This is a genomic window from Angustibacter peucedani, assembly GCF_054779595.1.
On sequence record NZ_BAAGXY010000104.1, the window covers coordinates 1 to 17,096 of the forward strand.

Here is a 17,096-nt window from a genome sequence, read left to right on the forward strand (position 1 = left end):
GCGCAGGGCGTCGCGCAGGCTGGCGCCCGCCCGCACCTCGTCGCCGAGCGCGTCGACCGGTGCCCGGACGTCGTACGGCGGCGCCAGCGGGTCGGCGCCGCCCTGCCACGCGCCGTAGCGGCTGCGCCGGCCGTGCCCGGGGTGCGCCGCCACGCTCAGCCGCCGTAGACCGTGCGGCCGTCGTCGGTGGTGTCCTTGGCCAGCCGTCGGGTCAGGTGCAGGCCCTCGAGCACCAGGTCGACCCCGGACGCCGCGTGCGCCGGCCCGGCCGCGCCGTCCAGCCCCAGCCGGTCGAGCACCTTGGCCAGCCCGGCCACGGTGCCCACCTGCTGCAGCACCTCGGCCGACGTGACCAGCTCGCCGGTCTCGACGCTGCTGCCGTCGGCCACCAGCTCGACGAACCCGCTGAGGTCGACGCCACCCAGGCGCGCCCGGAACGTCTCGGCGACGGCCGTGCGCAGCAGGTGCGCGAGCACCTCGACCTCGCGTCCTTCCTCGCCGCTCTCGAACTCGACCTTGCCGCGCAGCGTCCCCACGACCGGCTCGGTGTCGCCGACGCGGGCGACCGGGTCGGCCTCTCCCCGCAGCGCGCCGCGGCGCAGCGCCGCCGCCGACACCGTCTCGGCGGCCGCGACGGCGAACCGCGCCGAGACGCCCGAGCGCGGGTCGACCGACGGCGACTCGCGAACCGCCCGGGTGAAGCGCGCCACGACCTCGAGGACGTGGTCGGGGACGTCGGCGACCAGGACGGCCTCCTGGCGCACCAGTGCGATCTCGTCGTCCAGGTCGAGCGGGTAGTGCGTGCGGATCTCGGCGCCGAAGCGGTCCTTCAGCGGCGTGATGATGCGGCCGCGGTTGGTGTAGTCCTCAGGGTTGGCGCTGGCCACGAGCAGCAGGTCGAGCGGCAGCCGCAGCTGGTACCCGCGCACCTGGACGTCGCGCTCCTCCAGCACGTTGAGCAGCGCCACCTGGATGCGCTCGGCCAGGTCGGGCAGCTCGTTGACGGCGAAGATGCCGCGGTGGGTGCGAGGCACCAGGCCGAAGTGGATGGTCTCGGGGTCGCCCAGCGTGCGCCCCTGGGCCACGCGCACCGGGTCGACGTCGCCGATCAGGTCTCCGACGCTGGTGTCCGGCGTCGCGAGCTTCTCGCTGTACCGGTCGCTGCGGTGGCGCCAGGCCACGGGCAGGTCGTCGCCCAGCTCGGCCGCCCGTCGCCGGGACGTCGGCGTGATCGGCTCGTAGGGGTGCTCGCCGAGCTCGGCGCCCTCGATCACCGGGGTCCACTCGTCGAGCAGCGCCACCAGGGATCGGATCAGGCGCGTCTTGCCCTGGCCGCGCTCGCCCAGCAGGACGACGTCGTGGCCGGCGAGCAGCGCGCGCTCGAGCTCGGGGAGCACGGTCTGCTCGAAGCCGACGATGCCCTCGAAGCGGGGCCGGTCGCCGTCGAGCAGCGCGAGCAGGTTGTGCCGCATCTCGCCTTTCACCGGGCGGTGCACGTGACCGCTGGCGCGCAGGGCGCCCAGCGTGGTGGGCAGGTGGTCGGGGGGCGAGGGGACGAGGCTCACCTCCCCACCGTACGTCGCGGCCGGCGCGTCCGCGTGGGCGGTGGCGCGCGGGTGGTTCAGCCGCCGATCGACGACACCACGGCGGCGACCACCAGCACCAGGGCGACGGCGGCCAGCGCGATCAGCAGCCCGAAGCGGCGCCACAGCGGCGGTTCGAGCGTCTCGCCGCCGAGCAGGGTGCGGGCCTCGTCCTCGGTGATCGGGCGGCTGGCCCAGCCCTGCTCGGTGTGCGTGGCCAGCTGGAAGCGCGAGCCGAACGCCACCTGCAGCACGAAGAACAGGTGGAAGTACCGGTAGCTCAGCACCACCGCCTGGGTGGGTGAGAACTGGCGGGACATGGAGCGACCGCCCCAGCCGAAGAACAGCACGACGACCCCCCTGTCCGCGGTGCGTCCCCCGCACCGTCGGCGCCACCCTAGTGGTCGGCCGCGCCTCCCCAGGGCGACAGGCCGTCGAGCCCGGCCGGCAACGGCTCGGCGTGGACGACGACGAGCCGGCGCGTGGGTCGCGACAGCGCGACGTACAGGTCGCTCAGCCCGCGTCCGGACGCCGCCACGACGCGCGCCGGCTCGACCACCACGACGTCGTCGAACTCCAGGCCCTTGACCTGGTCGGGGGCCAGCACGCTGACCCGTACCGTGAGAGCCGCGCGCGTGGCGTCGCCCACCTGGCCGGGCCAGGCCTTCTCGAGCGCCTCGCCGAGGTCGGTGAGCTCGTCGGCCGGCGCCACGACGGCGACGGTGCCGTCGTCCGAGCCCGCGAGCAGGTCGCCGACGACGTCCCGCACGACGCCGACGTCGCCCGGAGCGCGGCGGGCGACGGCGGGGTCGACGTCGCCCTCGCGCACCGACTGCACCGCGGTGACCGGCAGGCCGTTGGCGCGGGCCATGGCGTCGGCGACGGCCAGCACCCGGCCCGGCGTGCGGTAGCTGACGCTGAGCTGCCGCTCGCGCCAGCGGCCGTCGGCGACGGGGTCGAGCGCGGCACCCCAGGACGACGCCCCGCCGGCCGAGCCGCGCTGGGCCAGGTCGCCGACGACGGTCCACGACCGGGCCGGGCACCGGCGGGCCAGCAGCCGCCACATCATCGGCGTGAGCTCCTGCGCCTCGTCGACCACCAGGTGGCCGTACGTCCAGCTGCGGTCGGCCTCGGCCCGGTCGGCGACCGACAGCGCCGGGCCGAGGGCCTCGAACTGCTGCGAGAGCATCTCGGCGGTCACCACGCCCAGCGGGTCGAGGCCCGCGCCGCCCATCTGCAGCACCCCGCGGGCGTACTCGACCTCGCGACCGCGTTCCTCGGCCCGACGGCGGTCGTCGGCTCGCGCCGCCTCGCCGTCGTCGCCCACGAGCTCGGCCACCTCGTCGAGCAGGGGCACGTCGGAGACGGTGAACGGGTGGTCGCGGTCACGCACCAGCAGCGCGCGCTCGGCCGCGGTGAGCGAGCGGCCGGCCCGCTCGAGCCGGGACGGCACGGCGAACAGGTCCTGCAGGAACCGCTGCGGCGTCAGGGGCATCCACAGCAGGTTGAGGTTGACCCGCACATCGCGCGCGTCGCGCAGGTCGGCGTCGAGCTCCTGGCGCAGGTCGTCGCTGAGGGTCTGGCCGAGCTGGTCGGCGAGCTGGCCGGCCAGGTGGCGCAGCAGGTCCTTGACGAACGTGACTCGGGCGGCGTTGTGCGGCTGCCCGGTGCTGCGGGCGCGACCACGGGCGGAGGCGACGGCGCCGCGGGTCAGGGTGACGGTGTGCGAGCCCACGCGGAGCTGGAGGTCGTCGTCGGGGAGCCGCTGGCGGTCGCGCACCGCGGCGCCGACGACCTCCGCCATCCGCAGGTCGCCCTTGAGCCGGGCGACGTCGTCCGGGTCGTCGGTGTAGGCCTCGACGCCCGGGTACAGCGTGCCGGGTGTCGACATGACGACGCCGGACTCCCCCAGCGACGGCAGCACCTGCGAGATGTAGCGCAGGAAGAGCGGCCCCGGGCCGACCACGAGCACGCCGGTGCGCTCCAGCCGCTGCCGGTAGGTGTAGAGCAGGTAGGCGGCGCGGTGCAGGGCCACCGCGGTCTTGCCGGTGCCCGGACCGCCCTGCACGACCAGCACGCCGCTGAGCTCGTCGCGCACGATCTGGTCCTGCTCGGCCTGGATGGTGGCGACGATGTCGCCCATGCGCCCGGTGCGCGGCGCCTTCACCGCGGCCATGAGCGCGCCCTCGCCCTGCAGGTTGGCGCGCTCGTCGTCGTCGATCGCGCCCAGGTCGAGCACCTCGTCGTCCAGGTGCACGACCTCCCGCCCGGACGTCGTCAGGTGCCGCCGGCGCACGACGTCGCCGGGTGCGGCGGGCGTGGCCTGGTAGAACGGCGCGGCCACCGGAGCGCGCCAGTCGACGAGCAGTTTGTCCTGGGCGGCGTCGCTCAGGCCGATGCGGCCGATGTGGTGCCGGTCGCCGCCGCGCAGGTCGAGCCGGCCGAACACGAGCCGGTCCTGCACCGCGCGCAGCTGGGCGATGCGCGCCTCGAGCGTCGTGGCCATGGCGTCGCGCTCGGACCGGGCCTGCGGGGTGCCGACCGAGCCGGCCCGGCGGATGGCCGACAGCTGCTGCCCGGCGGCCTCGATCACGGCGTCCAGGCGGGCGTAGACGAGGTCGAGGTGGGCCTGCTCGGCCGCACGGTCCGCACTCAGGTCGCTCACCCGTGGACCCCCGCTCGCTCGTGCCGTCCGCGCCCCGGCCCCGCCGGCGCGGAGATCGATCTTATGCCACCGCGCGGACGGCCGCCGCCGACTTCTTCCAGGTCGCGCCCGGTTAGCGTGGCCCCATGAGCGCACCCGCCCTGGGCACCCTCGACCTCACCCGCCCGGCGACGTCCCGCCCCGACCTGCTGGCCGCGCCGGTGCTCGCGGCCCTCGGCACCTGGGCGCCCGCCGCCGACGTGGGGGTCGGGCCGATCGACCCCGACCTCGCCGACACCGCGGCGTTCGGCGAGGCGTACTCGGTGCCGCCGGAGGTGTCGGCCAACTGCGTGGTGGTCGGCGGCAGCCGCGGTGGCGAGGAGCGCGTCGCGGCGTGCGTCGTCCTGGCGACGACGCGGGCCGACGTCAACGGCGTCGTGCGCCGGCTGCTCGACGTCCGCAAGGCGTCGTTCCTGGCGATGGAGCGGGCGGTCGAGCTCACCGGCATGGAGTACGGCGGCATCACGCCGATCGGCCTGCCCGCGGGCTGGGCGCTGCTCGTCGACGCCCGCGTGGCCGCGACCGACCTGGTGGTCGTCGGCTCCGGCGTGCGGCACTCGAAGGTCGTGGTGGCCGGGGCCGACCTCGCGCGGCTGCCGGGTGCGCAGGTCGTCGACGACCTCGCCCGCTAGCTCGTCGGGCGCAGGGCCCAGAACGCGACGGCGCTGGCGGCCGCGACGTTGAGCGAGTCCACTCCCCCGCTCATCGGGATGCGCACGACGACGTCGGACGCCGCCACCGTGCTCTCGGCCAGCCCGTGCCCCTCGGTGCCGAGCACCAGGGCGAGCCGCTCGGGCGCCTGCGCCGCCAGCTCGTCGAGCGTCACCGCGTCGTCCGACAGCGCGAGCGCCGCCACCTGGAACCCGTTGTGGCGCAGCAGGTCGACACCATCGGGCCACGGGTCGACGCGGGTCCACGGCACCTGGAAGACCGTGCCCATCGAGACCCGCACGCTGCGGCGGTACAGCGGGTCGGCGCAGCGCGGCGTGACCAGCACGGCGTCGACGTCCAGCGCCGCGGCCGAGCGGAACATGGCGCCGACGTTGGTGTGGTCGACGACGTCCTCGAGCACCGCCACCCGGCGCGCTCCGGCGACGACCTGCTCCACCGACGGCAGAGGCGGCCGGTGCATCGCCGCGATCGCGCCGCGGTGCAGGTGGAACCCGGTGAGCGCCTCGAGCACCCCGGGCTCGCCGACGAAGACGGGCACGCCGTCGCGCTCGGCGTCCGCCACCACGTCCGCCAGGTCGACCAGCCAGCGCGGGGCCATGAGGAACGACCGCGGTCGGTGCCCGGCCGCCAGCGCGCGGCGGATCACCTTCTCGGACTCGGCGAGGTAGAGGCCCTCCTCGGGCTCGCGCACCCGGCGCAGCGCCATGTCGGTGAGCCGGGTGTAGTCGGCCACCCGCGGGTCGTCGGGGTCGGTGACCTGGATCGGTGCCACGGGTGCAGCCCTCAGCCGGTCACGACGCGCACGATGGCCACGACACCCACGACGACGATCAGAGCGCGCAGGACGCCGGGCGGCAACCGTCGTCCGTACCGCGACCCGACGACGCCGCCGCACAGGGAGCCGGCAGCGACGAGCCCGACCACCGCGGGGTCGATGTGCTCGCGGGCGACGAGCGCGAAGGTCACGGCGGCGACGGCGTTGACCACCAGCGCCAGGAGGTTCTTCACCGCGTTCAGCCGCTGCAGCGACTCGGGCACCAGCGAGCCGAGCAGCCCCATCAGCAGCACGCCCTGCGCGGCCCCGAAGTAGCCGCCGTAGACCCCGGCGCCGAACGTGCCGCCGAGCACCAGCGGCCGGTGCCACCACGGCTGGGCGACGTCCGGGTCGGCGTGCCGGGCCGCCACCCGCGCCTGGAGCCGGGGCTGCAGCACGACGAGCACCAGCGAGATCGCCAGCAGCACCGGCACGATCGCGGTGAACGCCGCGGCCGGCAGGCGCAGCAGCAGCACCGCGCCCAGCACCGCGCCGGCCAGCGACATGGGGGCCAGCGCGCGCACCCGTCGTCCCTGGCCGCGCAGCTCGTCGCGGTAGCCGAGGGTGCCGGTGACGCCGCCCGGGACCAGGCCGATGTTGTTCGACACGTTGGCCGTCACCGGCGCGTAGCCGAAGGCCAGCAACGTCGGGAAGGTGATGAGGCTGCCCGACCCCACCACGGTGTTGATCGTGCCGGCCGCCAGGCCTGCCGCGAAGATCGCGAGCAGCTCGTACCAGGGCACCCCCCGACCCTAGGGGGTGCCCCGGGCCGGCTACGGCTGGGGCGGGGGGTCGGCGGGGGGCGCCTGCGCCGGCGGGACGTCGTCGACGTCGGCGAGCGGGCGGGGCTGGCCCGGCGCCCGACCCGGCATCCGGCCGGGCTCGATCCCGGCCGTCGCCGCGCCCTCGGCCTCGGCGCTCGCCCCGGCGGCCTCGCGGCGGGCCTTGGCCAGCGCCTCCTGCGGGTCCTCCAGGACGGTGTCGCCCAGCGCGTCGGAGTCCAGGGCGGTGTCCTTCGCCGCGGGCGCGGGTCCGCCACGGTGCGGCGAGGGCGCGCCCGGGCCGTCCGGGCGCAGGTCGCCCAGCACGCCGCCGATGCCCTTCAGCGCCTCGCCCAGCTCGCTCGGGATGATCCAGAGCTTGTTGGCGTCGCCGCGCGCGAGCTGCGGCAGCATCTGCAGGTACTGGTAGGCCAGCAGCTTCTGGTCGGGGTCGCCGCGGTGGATCGCCTCGAAGACCTGGGAGATGGCACGGGCCTCGCCCTGCGCGTTGAGGATCGCGGCCTGCGCCGTGCCCTCGGCCCGCAGGATGTTGGACTGCTTCTCGCCCTCGGCCGTCAGGATCTGCGACTGCTTGACGCCCTCGGCCGTCAGGATCGTCGCGCGGCGCTGGCGCTCGGCGCGCATCTGCTGCTCCATCGAGTCCTGCACCGACGCGGGCGGGTCGATCGCCTTGAGACCGACCTCGTTGACCCGGATGCCCCAGGTGCCGGTGACGTCGTCCAGGACGCCGCGCAGCTGGCCGTTGATCTGGTCGCGGCTGGTGAGCGTCTGCTCGAGGTCGAGCGAGCCGATGACGTTGCGCAGCGTGGTGCCGGCGAGCTGCTCGATGCCCACGATGTAGTTCTGGATCTCGTAGACCGCGGCCTTGGCGTCGGTCACCTGGAAGTAGATGACCGTGTCGACGTTGACGACCAGGTTGTCGCTGGTGATCACCGACTGCGGCGGGAAGGTCACGACCTGCACGCGCAGGTCGACGACGGCCCGCACCTTGTCGATGAACGGGACCAGCAGGTGCAGCCCCGGGTCGAGGGTGCGCGAGTAGCGGCCGAGGCGCTCGATGATGACCGCGGTCGCCTGCGGCACGATCCGGATCGTGCGGGCGATCGTGATGATCACGAACAGCACCAGCACCGCCAGGACGACGAGCAGCGCGGTTCCCCCTGAGCTCATGGCGTGGACTCCTCCGGGCCGGCCGTGACGACGGCCGTTGCCCCCTCGATGGCGACGACCCGGACGGGCTGCCCGGGCAGGAACGACTCGGCCCGGACGGCAGTGCGCGCCGTCCAGACGTCGCCCTTGATCTTGACCCGTCCACCGGTCTCGGTGACGGTCTCGAGCACGCGCGCCTCGCGTCCGACGAGCGCAGCGGTGCCGGTGAGCGTGTCGTCGCCGGCGTGCAGGCGCCGCACGAGCAGCGGGCGCAGTCCCAGCAGGAGCAGCGCGACGACAACCGCCACGACCACCTGGAGCACGAAGGGCGCGCCGGCCCCGGCGGCGACCGCGCCGCCGAGCGCGCCCACGGCGAGCATGATGAAGACCAGGTCGAGCGTGGCGACCTCGACGGCGCCGAGCACCAGCGCCAGCGCCAGCCAGGCCAGGCCCGGGTGGTCGGTGACCCAGTCCATGCCACACCCCCGTCGGTCGCGCGCCGGACGTCCCGGCTGCTGGAGGGACGCGCGGGACCGGCCCGAGGTTCCCCGCGGCGCCACCCTCCCACGCCGTCGATCAAGTCGGCCACCACCGGCGCCGATGCACCCAGGGTGACCTCTGCTCCCCGGCGCCGTGCAGCCGCCCCGTGGCTGCTGCGCCTGGTGGCCGTCGGGACGTGCGCCGTCGTCGTCCAGGCCCCGGCCGTGCCGGCCCAGGCCGAGGACGCGGCGGCGGCCCGGGCCCAGGCGCACGCCGCGGCCCAGCACGTCGCCGAGGTGCGGGCGCAGCTGGCGACCGCCCAGGCCGGGTACGCGCAGGCCATGAGCCACGTCGGCCAGCAGGTCAGCGACTTCATCGTGGCCGACACGGCCCGTGCGGACGCCCAGCGCGCCGCGGACGACGCCGCCGACCGCAGCACGGCGTCGGCCCGCGCGCTGTACCTCAGCGGCGGCCAGGCCGGGCTGCTCAACACGGTGCTCAGCTCGGGCGACCTGGGCGAGCTCGCGGCCCGGCTGTCCGGGGTCGACCACGTGCTCGCCGCGGCCAGCGCGACCGCGGACGACGCCGCCGAGCAGGCCCGCCGCGTGCAGGACGTCGCCGACGGCCGGTCGGCGGACGCCGACGCGTCGGTGGTGACGGCAGCCCGGCTGACGGCGCAGGCCGACCGCGTGGCCACGCTGCTGGCGGACGCGCAGCAGACGCTGGACGGCCTGTCGGCCCGGGCCCGGCAGCTCACCGAGGCGGAGGCGGCCGCCAGGGCACTCGCCCGCGCCCGGGCGGCGGCGGCCCTCGCCCAGCAGCGGGCGCTCGGCCAGGTGCACGCCGAGGTGCCGCCCGAGGAGTACTTCCGGCTCTACCGCGCCGCGGCGAAGACCTGCCCCGGCATGGACTGGACCCTGCTCGCCGCGGTGGGCCAGGTCGAGAGCGGTCACGGCCGCGACGTCGGGCCCAGCTCGGCCGGCGCGATCGGGCCCATGCAGTTCATGCCGGGGACGTTCGCGTCGTACGCGGTGGACGGCGACCACGACGGCCGCCTCGACGCCTTCTCCCCCGCCGACGCGATCTTCACCGCCGCGCGCTACCTGTGCAGCGGCGGCGCGGGGTCGTCGTCCGGTGTGCAGGCCGCGCTCTTCCGCTACAACCGGGCCCAGTGGTACGTCGACCTCGTGCTCTCGGTGCAGGCGCAGCTGCAGGCCCAGCAGGGCTGAGCGGTCCCGAAGGCCCCGCGGCCCAGCGGCCCGGCGGCCCAGCAGCCAGACGCTCAGCCGTGCAGGACGGCGTCGAGCAGGCCCGGGTGGGCGGCGTCGAGCTCGTCGCGGCGCAGGCTGACCAGCCGCTGCCGGCCCTGCGGGACGTTGCGGATCACCCCGGCCTCGCGCAGCGTGCGCAGGTGGTGCGACCGCGTCGACTTGGGCACGTCGCCCCCGACCGCCGAGCAGGCGACCTCCTCGAGCGGTCCGGCGGCCAGCTGGCGCACGATCGCCAGCCGCACCGGGTCGCCCAGCGCCTGGAGCAGCTCGGTGAGCGGGACGTCGACGACGTCCGGGTGCTCGAGCTCGCGTCCGGCGGGGGCCATGGTTCGAGAATAGTCGAACGATCTCGGAATGCTCGCCGGCGGACAACGGTTCCACGTCTGTCGAACAGTCCGAGGAGGCCCCCGTGAGCTCGACCCCCGCGACCAGCCGCCGCCACGTCCGCGGCTTCTGGCTGGTGGCCACCACCCTGCTCGTCCTGATGGGCGCGGCCGGTGCGCCGTCCCCGCTGTTCGTCGTCTACCAGGCGCGCTGGCACTTCAGCCCCGCCGGACTCACGACCGCGTTCGCCGTCTACGCCCTGGCGCTGCTGGTGGCCCTGCTCACGACCGGCGCGCTGTCCGACGACCTCGGACGGCGGCCGGTGCTGGCGGTCGGCCTGCTGCTGGACGCCGCGGCGATGGTCGCGTTCCTGGTCGCCGACGGCCTGGGCGGGCTGGTCGCGGCGCGGGTGCTGCAGGGCGTGGGCACCGGGGTGGCGATCGGCGTCGTGAGCGCCGCGCTGGTCGACCTCGAGCCGCCGGCCCGCGACGGGCGGCCGCGGGTGTGGAGCAGCGGCGTGGTCAACAGCGTCGCCCCCACGCTCGGCCTCGGGCTGGGGGCGGTCGCCTCCGGCCTCGTCGTCGACCTGCTGCCCTCGCCCACGACCGTCGTCTTCACCGGGCTCGGCGTCTCGCTCGCGGCCCTGGCGGTGCTGCTCGTCGCGGTGCCCGAGACGGTCGAGCGGCGCGCCGGGGCCCTGGGCTCGCTGCGCCCGCGGGTCCGCGTGCCGCAGAGCGCCCGCGTGCCGTTCGTCGCGTCGGTGCCGGTCATGCTGGCCACCTGGGCCATCGGCGGCCTCTACCTCTCGCTCGGGCCGAGCCTGGCGGCGCAGGTGCTCGGTCTGCACCGGCACGTGGTCGGCGGCGTCGTCGTCGCGACCCTCATGCTCAGCGGCGCCGTCACGGTGCTCGCCAGCCGCGAGCGCGCGCCGCGCCAGGTGCTGCTCGGCGGCACCGCCGTCCTGGCCCTCGGCACCGTCGTCACGCTGGCCTCGCTCGACACCGCGTCGACGGTCGGCTACTTCGTCGGGACGGCGATCGCCGGGGCGGGCTTCGGCAGCGCCTTCTCGGGGACCTTGCGCACGATCGCGCCGACGGTCGGGCCGCACGAGCGCGCCGAGCTGTTCGCGGCGCTGTACCTGGTGTCCTACCTCGGGTTCAGCGTCCCGGCGGTGCTGGCGGGCGTCGCGGCCGGACGGGTCGGGCTGCTGCCCACCGCGACCACCTACGGCGTGGTCGTCGTCCTGCTGGCGCTCTCCGCCCTCGGCCTCACCTGGCGCGCGCAGTCCACCGCTCGCCGTGCCGCTCGAGCGTGAGCGGCAGCCCGAAGGTCTGCTCGAGGTTCTCCTGGGTCAACGTGATCTCGACCGGCCCGGCGGCGACCACGCGGCCGCCGCGCAGCAGCAGGACGTCGGTGAAGTGCGGCGGGATCTCCTCGACGTGGTGGGTGACCAGCACGAGCGCCGGGGCGTAGACGTCCTCGGCGATCTGGCCCAGCCGGCGCACGAGGTCCTCGCGGCCGCCGAGGTCGAGGCCGGCCGCGGGCTCGTCGAGCAGCATCAGCTCGGGATCGCTCATCAGCGCGCGGGCGATCTGCACCCGCTTGCGCTCGCCCTCGCTGAGCGTGCCGAACGTGCGGTCGCGCAGGTGGCCGACGCCGAGGGTGTCGAGCAGAGCGGTCGCGCGGTCGAGGTCCAGCGAGTCGTACTGCTCGCGCCAGCGGCCGGTGACGGCGTACGACGCGGTGACGACGACGTCGCCGACGCGCTCGCCGCCCGGGATCCGCTCGGAGAGCGCGGCGCTGGCCAGCCCGATGCGCGGCCGCAGCTCGAAGACGTCGACGGCCCCGAGCACCTCGCCGAGCACGCCGGCGACCCCGCGCGTCGGGTGCATGCGGGCCGCGGCGATCTGCAGCAGCGTGGTCTTGCCGGCGCCGTTCGGGCCCAGCACCACCCACCGCTCGCCCTCGCTGACCTGCCAGCTGACGTCGTCCAGCAGGGTCGTGGTGCCCCGCACCACCGACACCCCCGCGAGCTCGAGCACGTCACTCATGCCGGCTCCCAGAAGTCATGAGGGCGACACTAGGGCACCGACGTAGCCTGGGCCCGTGACCCCGCTGCCGCGATCCGCGCTGCTGTCGTTGTGGGCCGGACCGGTGCTCACCGGACGCGCGAACGCCGGTGCGCTGCTGCGGGTCGTGCAGGGCGACGACGAGCCGCACGAGGTGACGGTCGCGGACGCCGACGGGCTGGCCCCGCTGGCCCCGCCGGGCCGGCTGGCCGAGCTGCTGGCGACGTTGCGCGACCAGCACGTGCGCGCGCTGCGCCTGGTGCTGCCCGTGCCCGGCGACCCGTCGGCGCTGCCCGGGCCGCGCGAGGTCAACGAGGCCGCGATCGAGGCCGGCGAGTGCGTCGTCACCGTGGGCGGGCCACCGCTCGCGCTGGTCCCCGAGGTGTACGAGTTCGGGTCGGTGTACGAGACCGGCCACCAGGTCGTCTGGCGCGCGCTGGACTGCAGGCCGCCGGTCTCGCCGCTGGTGCAGACGGTCGGCGAGGCCGAGCGCGAGCTGCGCGAAGCCCTGCTGCACGCGACCGACGTGCTGAGCGACCTGGACGTCGCGAGCTGGCGACCCGACGCGGCCGACCTCGTCGACGACCTGCGCGGCCAGGGCGTGCGGCAGCTGCCTGAGGGCACGCCGCCGCGCGCGGCCCGGGTTCTCGACCTGGCCTGGCGGGTGCGCACGATCGTCGAGGTGGCGCGCGAGGACCACGGCGGCTCGGTCAACAGCTGGGAGGCCGGTCGCCGCGACGACGAGCTGCGCCAGCTCGACCAGGTCAGCCGACGCGCGCTCGTCGCCGCGGTGAACGCGCCGATCCGGTTGCCGGACTAGGCGTCCCGCCGCCGCATCAGGTAGGCGGCCACGCCCAGCACCACCAGCCACTCGAGGGTGAACCACGCGTAGCCCTCCCACGGGCCGAGCACGCCGTCGCTCGGCACGGTCGCCATGATCTGCTGGCCGGCGTTGGACGTGAAGCGCTCGGTGATGGCGTCGCCCCAGCTGCCGGGCAGCAGGTTGCTCAGCCCCGGGAGCACCAGCAGGGCGGCCACGGCCGCCGTGATGGCGCCGGCGGTGTTGCGCACCAGTGCCCCCAGCGCGAACCCGAACATCCCGCTGCCCGCGACGTAGAGCGCGCCGCCGAGCAGCACCCGCGGGACGTCGGGGTCGCCCAGCGAGGGGCGGTCGGCCGTCGGCATGAACAGCCGCGAGATCTCGAAGGCCAGCAGGCTGGTGATCGCGCCCACCACCAGGGCGATCAGCACGAAGACGACGGCCTTGGCGACCAGCAGCCGCAGCCGCGCGGGCACCGCGGTCAGCGTCGAGCGGATGCCGCCGGTGCTGTACTCGCTCGAGATCGTCATGGCGCCGAGGACGGCGACGGCCAGCTGGCCGAACGCCAGGCCCGACAGCGTGAGCGAGGTCCAGTCGGTGCCGGCCCGCTGGTCGGCCGGGGCCTGCGAGGTGCCCCAGCTGGCGAGCATGCCGAACCCGACGGTGACGGCCACGAGCACCAGCAGGGTCCAGGCGGTCGAGCGCAGCGAGAACATCTTCACGGCCTCGGCCCGCACGACGCGGTCGAAGCGGGCGGTGGAGGCCGGCACGAGCCGCTCGCGCGGGGCCGGCGTGCGGACGGCGTCGGCGGTGCTCATCGGGTCTCCTCCTGCTGCGTCGGGACGTCGGCGTGGTACTCGACGCTGTCCTTGGTCATCTCCATGAACGCGGCCTCCAGCGAAGCGCGCTCGGTGAACAGCTCGTGCACGGTGAGCGAGCTCGCGGCCGCGAGGTCGCCGACCTCGTCGGTGCTCAGGCCGTCGACCTCGAGGTAGCGGTCGACGCGGCGCACCGCGACCTGGCGCCCGACCAGCAGCTGCTCGAGCTGGTCGGCCTGCGGGGAGCGCACGCGCACGCTGTTGGACGAGCTGGCGTCGATGAAGTCCTTCGTCGCGACGTCGGCGAGCAGCTTGCCCCGCCCGATCACGATCAGGTGGTCGGCCGTGAGCGACATCTCGCTCATCAGGTGGCTCGACACGAAGACCGTGCGGCCCTCGGCGGCCAGGCCGCGCATGAAGGTGCGGATCCAGAGGATGCCCTCGGGGTCGAGGCCGTTGACCGGCTCGTCGAACATCAGCACCTCGGGGTCGCCGAGCATGGTCGCCGCGATGCCGAGCCGCTGCGACATGCCCAGCGAGAAGCCCTTGATCCGGCGCTTGGCGACGCCTTGCATGCCGGTGAGCTCGAGCACCGAGTCCACGCGGCTGGTCGGGATGCCGTTGCTCACGGCCAGCGCGGTCAGGTGCGCACGGGCGGTGCGGCCCGGGTGCACGTCCTTGGCGTCGAGCAGCGCTCCGACGTGGTGCAGCGGGCCCGACAGCTGCGCGTAGGGCTGGCCGTTGACCAGCGCGCTGCCGCTCGTCGGGCGGTCGAGCCCGAGGATCATGCGCATGGTCGTCGACTTGCCCGCGCCGTTGGGCCCGAGGAACCCGGTGACGACGCCGGGCGGGACGGTGAAGCTGAGGTCGTCCACGGCCAGCGTGCGGCCGTAGCGCTTGGTCAGACGGCGTGCCTCGATCATGCAGTGCCCCCAGTCGTGTGATCGTCCCCCCACCCTCTCAGCCCGGGCGGGCGCGGTGTCAGCGGGGCAGCGACCGGTAGACCGCGAGCGTGCGCCCCGCCACGGTGCCCCACGAGAACTCGCGCGCCGCCCGCTCGCGACCGGCCGCGCCCATGCGGCGCGCCGCGTCCGGGTCGGACACCGCCTCGACCAGGGCGGCGGCCAGGTCGGCCACGAACCGGTCGGGGTCCAGCGGCGTGCCGGTGCCGTCCTGCGCCTGCTCGAGCGGCACCAGCCGACCCGTGACGCCGTCGTCGACGACCTCGGGGATGCCCCCGGTCGCGGTCGCCACGACCGCGAGCTCGCACGCCATGGCCTCGAGGTTGACGATGCCGAGCGGCTCGTAGATGGACGGGCAGGCGAAGACCGTGCCCGCCGAGAGCAGCGCGACGACGTCCTCGCGCACGAGCATCCGGTCGATCCACACCACGCCCTGGCGGGTCTCGCGCAGCCCGGCCACGAGGGCCTCGACCTCGGCCATGATCTCGGGGGTGTCCGGCGCCCCGGCGCACAGCACCAGCTGGACGTCGGGCGGCAGCTCGGCCGCGGCGCGCAGGAAGTACGGCAACCCCTTCTGCCGCGTGATGCGCCCGACGAAGACGACGCTCGGCCGGTCGGGGTCGACGCCCAGGGCGCGCACGGCGTCCGGCCGCGGGCGCCTCGACCACAGGTCGGTGTCGATGCCGTTGTGCACCACGTGCACCTTGGCGGGGTCGACGTCCGGGTAGCTGCGCAGGACGTCGGCGCGCATGCCGGCGCTCACAGCGATGACCGCGGCCGCGCCCTCGTAGGCGGTGCGCTCCACCCAGGACGACAGCGCGTAGCCACCGCCGAGCTGCTCGGCCTTCCATGGCCGCAACGGCTCCAGGCTGTGGGCCGTGACGACGTGGGGTGCCCCGTGCAGCAGCCCGGCCAGGTGCCCGCCCAGGTTGGCGTACCAGGTGTGCGAGTGGACGACGTCCGCGCCGCCGCAGTCCTGCGCCATCGGCAGGTCGACGGCCATGGTGCGCAGCGCGGCGTTGGCCCCGGCGAGCTCCGGCGGGTCGGGGTAGGCCGTCGTCCCGGCCTCGTCGCGCGGGGCGCCGAAGCACCGCACACGGACGTCGAGGTCGTCGTCGGCACGCAGCGCGCGGACAAGCTCGGCGACGTGGACGCCCGCCCCTCCGTACACGTCGGGCGGGTACTCGCGGCTCAGGACGTCGATGCGCACAGCGGTCACGCTAGCGGCGCTCCGCCGCGCGAGACACCCCTCGCGGTGGGGGTTCCCGGCGGCTAGGTTGCGACCATGGCGACGCGTGCTCGCAACCCGAAGGTCCTGGCCATCGTCCTCGCGGGCGGTGAGGGCAAGCGCCTGATGCCGCTCACCGCCGACCGCGCCAAGCCCGCGGTGCCGTTCGGCGGCATCTACCGGCTCATCGACTTCGCGCTGTCGAACATCGTGAACTCGCGCTACCTCAAGGTCGTCGTCCTCACGCAGTACAAGTCGCACAGCCTCGACCGCCACATCTCCAAGACCTGGCGGATGTCGAACATGCTGGGCAACTACGTGGCCCCGGTGCCGGCCCAGCAGCGGGTCGGCAAGCGCTGGTACCTCGGCAGCGCCGACGCGATCTACCAGAGCCTGAACCTCGTGCACGACGAGCGGCCCGACATCGTGGTGGTCGTCGGCGCCGACCACGTCTACCGCATGGACTTCGCGCAGATGGTGGAGCAGCACGTCGAGTCCGGCGCTGCCGCAACGGTTGCGGCGATCCGCCAACCCATCGAGCTGGCCGACCAGTTCGGCGTCATCGACGTCCAGCCCGACGACCCGCGGCGGATCCGCGAGTTCCTCGAGAAGCCGACGAACCCGATGGGGCTGCCCGACTCACCGGGCGAGGTGCTCGCGTCGATGGGCAACTACGTCTTCGACACCGCGGCGCTCGTCGACGCCGTCACGCGCGACAGCAAGGACGAGGACAGCAAGCACGACATGGGCGGCGACATCGTGCCCGACTTCGTCAGCCGCGGCGAGGCCGGCGTCTACGACTTCAAGGACAACGTCGTCCCGGGCTCGACCGAGCGCGACCGCGACTACTGGCGCGACGTCGGCACGCTCGACTCGTACTTCGACGCGCACATGGAGCTCGTCTCGGTCTTCCCGGTCTTCAACCTCTACAACTACGACTGGCCGATCTACACCGACTACGGCCCCTACCCGCCGGCCAAGTTCGTGCACGGCTGGCACGGGCGCATCGGCCACGCCGTGAACTCCAGCGTCTCCCCCGGCGTCGTGGTCTCGGGCGCCACCGTCGAGAACTCCGTGCTGTCGCCGGGCTGCTACGTGCACTCGTGGTCGAGCGTCAGCGACAGCGTCCTGCTGGACGACGTGGAGGTCGGGCGGCACGCCGTCGTCCGCCGGGCGATCGTCGACAAGAACGTCGTGATCCCCGAGGGCGCCCGCATCGGCATGGACCCCAAGGAGGACCGCGCCCGCGGCCTCACGGTCACCGAGTCGGGGCTGGTCGTGATTGGCAAGGGGCAGACCGTCCACCTGTGAACCACCCGACGAGAGGCACCGCGTGAGCGAGCACCACCAGTCCCACCGCCCGGTCCGGATCGGCGTCCAGCTGCAGCCGCAGCACGCCGAGTGGGCGCAGCTGCGCCAG

The 17,096-nt window shown here is 74.8% G+C and carries 17 protein-coding genes; 5 read left to right on the forward strand and 12 right to left on the reverse strand.

The window, feature by feature from the left end; genetic code table 11:
• Nucleotides 1–155: 155 nt before the first annotated feature.
• The 3 genes from ACYVJ4_RS16105 to ACYVJ4_RS16115 all read right to left on the reverse strand — a co-directional run bounded on the left by ACYVJ4_RS16105 (nt 156) and on the right by ACYVJ4_RS16115 (nt 4,248).
• Nucleotides 156–1,565: a magnesium chelatase gene (locus tag ACYVJ4_RS16105; RefSeq protein ID WP_460461157.1), complete on the reverse strand. Its 1,410-nt coding sequence runs from the start codon at nt 1,563–1,565 to the stop codon at nt 156–158.
• A gap of 56 nt (nt 1,566–1,621) precedes the next feature.
• On the reverse strand, nt 1,622–1,903 hold the full coding sequence (locus ACYVJ4_RS16110) for a hypothetical protein (RefSeq protein WP_460461158.1): 282 nt from the start codon (nt 1,901–1,903) through the stop codon (nt 1,622–1,624).
• Between the two features lie 77 nt (nt 1,904–1,980).
• On the reverse strand, nt 1,981–4,248 hold the full coding sequence (locus ACYVJ4_RS16115; RefSeq protein ID WP_460461159.1) for a HelD family protein: 2,268 nt from the start codon (nt 4,246–4,248) through the stop codon (nt 1,981–1,983).
• A 125-nt stretch (nt 4,249–4,373) separates the two neighbouring features.
• Here ACYVJ4_RS16115 and ACYVJ4_RS16120 point away from each other — a divergent pair, with 125 nt between their 5' ends.
• On the forward strand, nt 4,374–4,919 hold the full coding sequence (locus tag ACYVJ4_RS16120; RefSeq protein ID WP_460461160.1) for a YbaK/EbsC family protein: 546 nt from the start codon (nt 4,374–4,376) through the stop codon (nt 4,917–4,919).
• Here ACYVJ4_RS16120 and ACYVJ4_RS16125 read toward each other — a convergent pair.
• The 4 genes from ACYVJ4_RS16125 to ACYVJ4_RS16140 all read right to left on the reverse strand — a co-directional run bounded on the left by ACYVJ4_RS16125 (nt 4,916) and on the right by ACYVJ4_RS16140 (nt 8,180).
• Nucleotides 4,916–5,665, reverse strand: coding sequence for a TrmH family RNA methyltransferase (locus tag ACYVJ4_RS16125; RefSeq protein ID WP_460461172.1), 750 nt, complete (start codon nt 5,663–5,665; stop codon nt 4,916–4,918). The two genes, ACYVJ4_RS16120 and ACYVJ4_RS16125, sit on opposite strands and share 4 nt — an antisense overlap.
• A gap of 77 nt (nt 5,666–5,742) precedes the next feature.
• On the reverse strand, nt 5,743–6,516 hold the full coding sequence (locus tag ACYVJ4_RS16130) for a sulfite exporter TauE/SafE family protein (RefSeq protein WP_460461161.1): 774 nt from the start codon (nt 6,514–6,516) through the stop codon (nt 5,743–5,745).
• A 30-nt stretch (nt 6,517–6,546) separates the two neighbouring features.
• Nucleotides 6,547–7,725, reverse strand: coding sequence for an SPFH domain-containing protein (locus ACYVJ4_RS16135; protein WP_460461162.1), 1,179 nt, complete (start codon nt 7,723–7,725; stop codon nt 6,547–6,549).
• Nucleotides 7,722–8,180, reverse strand: a complete 459-nt coding sequence (locus tag ACYVJ4_RS16140) for an NfeD family protein (protein WP_460461163.1) — start codon at nt 8,178–8,180, stop codon at nt 7,722–7,724. Before ACYVJ4_RS16140 ends, ACYVJ4_RS16135 begins: the two co-directional genes overlap by 4 nt.
• A 135-nt stretch (nt 8,181–8,315) precedes the next feature.
• Between ACYVJ4_RS16140 and ACYVJ4_RS16145 the strand changes: the two genes are divergently transcribed.
• Entirely contained in the window at nt 8,316–9,413 is a 1,098-nt protein-coding gene (locus tag ACYVJ4_RS16145; RefSeq protein WP_460461164.1) for a lytic transglycosylase domain-containing protein, read from the forward strand.
• 53 nt (nt 9,414–9,466) lie between these two features.
• Here ACYVJ4_RS16145 and ACYVJ4_RS16150 read toward each other — a convergent pair whose 3' ends face one another.
• Nucleotides 9,467–9,781 carry an ArsR/SmtB family transcription factor gene (locus tag ACYVJ4_RS16150; protein WP_460461165.1) on the reverse strand — a complete coding sequence of 105 codons (315 nt, stop codon included), beginning with the start codon at nt 9,779–9,781 and terminating at the stop codon, nt 9,467–9,469.
• A gap of 20 nt (nt 9,782–9,801) precedes the next feature.
• On the opposite strand from ACYVJ4_RS16150, the gene ACYVJ4_RS16155 reads away from it, so the two are divergent.
• Entirely contained in the window at nt 9,802–11,094 is a 1,293-nt protein-coding gene (locus tag ACYVJ4_RS16155) for an MFS transporter (RefSeq protein ID WP_460461173.1), read from the forward strand.
• Here the strand turns inward: ACYVJ4_RS16155 and ACYVJ4_RS16160 are convergent.
• Complete coding sequence (locus tag ACYVJ4_RS16160; RefSeq protein ID WP_460461166.1) at nt 11,048–11,830, reverse strand: ABC transporter ATP-binding protein; 783 nt, start codon at nt 11,828–11,830, stop codon at nt 11,048–11,050. The genes ACYVJ4_RS16155 and ACYVJ4_RS16160 overlap by 47 nt on opposite strands.
• 55 nt (nt 11,831–11,885) lie before the next feature.
• On the opposite strand from ACYVJ4_RS16160, the gene ACYVJ4_RS16165 reads away from it, so the two are divergent.
• Entirely contained in the window at nt 11,886–12,668 is a 783-nt protein-coding gene (locus ACYVJ4_RS16165; RefSeq protein WP_460461167.1) for a hypothetical protein, read from the forward strand.
• On the opposite strand, the gene ACYVJ4_RS16170 is transcribed toward ACYVJ4_RS16165, so the two are convergent.
• Genes ACYVJ4_RS16170 through glgA form a run of 3 tightly spaced genes read right to left on the reverse strand, consistent with a single transcriptional unit; the run spans nt 12,665 to nt 15,658 of the window.
• Nucleotides 12,665–13,486 carry an ABC transporter permease gene (locus ACYVJ4_RS16170; RefSeq protein WP_460461168.1) on the reverse strand — a complete coding sequence of 274 codons (822 nt, stop codon included), beginning with the start codon at nt 13,484–13,486 and terminating at the stop codon, nt 12,665–12,667. The two genes, ACYVJ4_RS16165 and ACYVJ4_RS16170, sit on opposite strands and share 4 nt — an antisense overlap.
• Nucleotides 13,483–14,409, reverse strand: a complete 927-nt coding sequence (locus ACYVJ4_RS16175) for an ATP-binding cassette domain-containing protein (protein ID WP_460461169.1) — start codon at nt 14,407–14,409, stop codon at nt 13,483–13,485. Before ACYVJ4_RS16175 ends, ACYVJ4_RS16170 begins: the two co-directional genes overlap by 4 nt.
• Nucleotides 14,410–14,467: 58 nt before the next feature.
• Nucleotides 14,468–15,658 (reverse strand): glycogen synthase, encoded by a 1,191-nt coding sequence (glgA, locus tag ACYVJ4_RS16180; RefSeq protein ID WP_460461170.1) that lies wholly within the window; start codon nt 15,656–15,658, stop codon nt 14,468–14,470.
• Nucleotides 15,659–15,733: 75 nt separating this feature from the next.
• Between glgA and glgC the strand changes: the two genes are divergently transcribed.
• Nucleotides 15,734–16,987 (forward strand): glucose-1-phosphate adenylyltransferase, encoded by a 1,254-nt coding sequence (gene glgC / locus ACYVJ4_RS16185; protein ID WP_460461171.1) that lies wholly within the window; start codon nt 15,734–15,736, stop codon nt 16,985–16,987.
• The last annotated feature ends 109 nt before the right edge of the window (nt 16,988–17,096 follow it).

Bases quoted from the DNA above. Each gene is read 5' to 3' on its own strand.
- ACYVJ4_RS16110 (WP_460461158.1), bottom strand. From the start codon at position 1,903: ATGTCCCGCCAGTTCTCACCCACCCAGGCGGTGGTGCTGAGCTACCGG.
- ACYVJ4_RS16120 (WP_460461160.1), top strand. From the start codon at position 4,374: ATGAGCGCACCCGCCCTGGGCACCCTCGACCTCACCCGCCCGGCGACG.
- ACYVJ4_RS16125 (WP_460461172.1), bottom strand. From the start codon at position 5,665: ATGGCGCTGCGCCGGGTGCGCGAGCCCGAGGAGGGCCTCTACCTCGCC.
- ACYVJ4_RS16135 (WP_460461162.1), bottom strand. From the start codon at position 7,725: ATGAGCTCAGGGGGAACCGCGCTGCTCGTCGTCCTGGCGGTGCTGGTG.
- ACYVJ4_RS16140 (WP_460461163.1), bottom strand. From the start codon at position 8,180: ATGGACTGGGTCACCGACCACCCGGGCCTGGCCTGGCTGGCGCTGGCG.
- ACYVJ4_RS16150 (WP_460461165.1), bottom strand. From the start codon at position 9,781: ATGGCCCCCGCCGGACGCGAGCTCGAGCACCCGGACGTCGTCGACGTC.
- ACYVJ4_RS16160 (WP_460461166.1), bottom strand. From the start codon at position 11,830: ATGAGTGACGTGCTCGAGCTCGCGGGGGTGTCGGTGGTGCGGGGCACC.
- ACYVJ4_RS16170 (WP_460461168.1), bottom strand. From the start codon at position 13,486: ATGAGCACCGCCGACGCCGTCCGCACGCCGGCCCCGCGCGAGCGGCTC.
- ACYVJ4_RS16175 (WP_460461169.1), bottom strand. From the start codon at position 14,409: ATGATCGAGGCACGCCGTCTGACCAAGCGCTACGGCCGCACGCTGGCC.
- glgC (WP_460461171.1), top strand. From the start codon at position 15,734: ATGGCGACGCGTGCTCGCAACCCGAAGGTCCTGGCCATCGTCCTCGCG.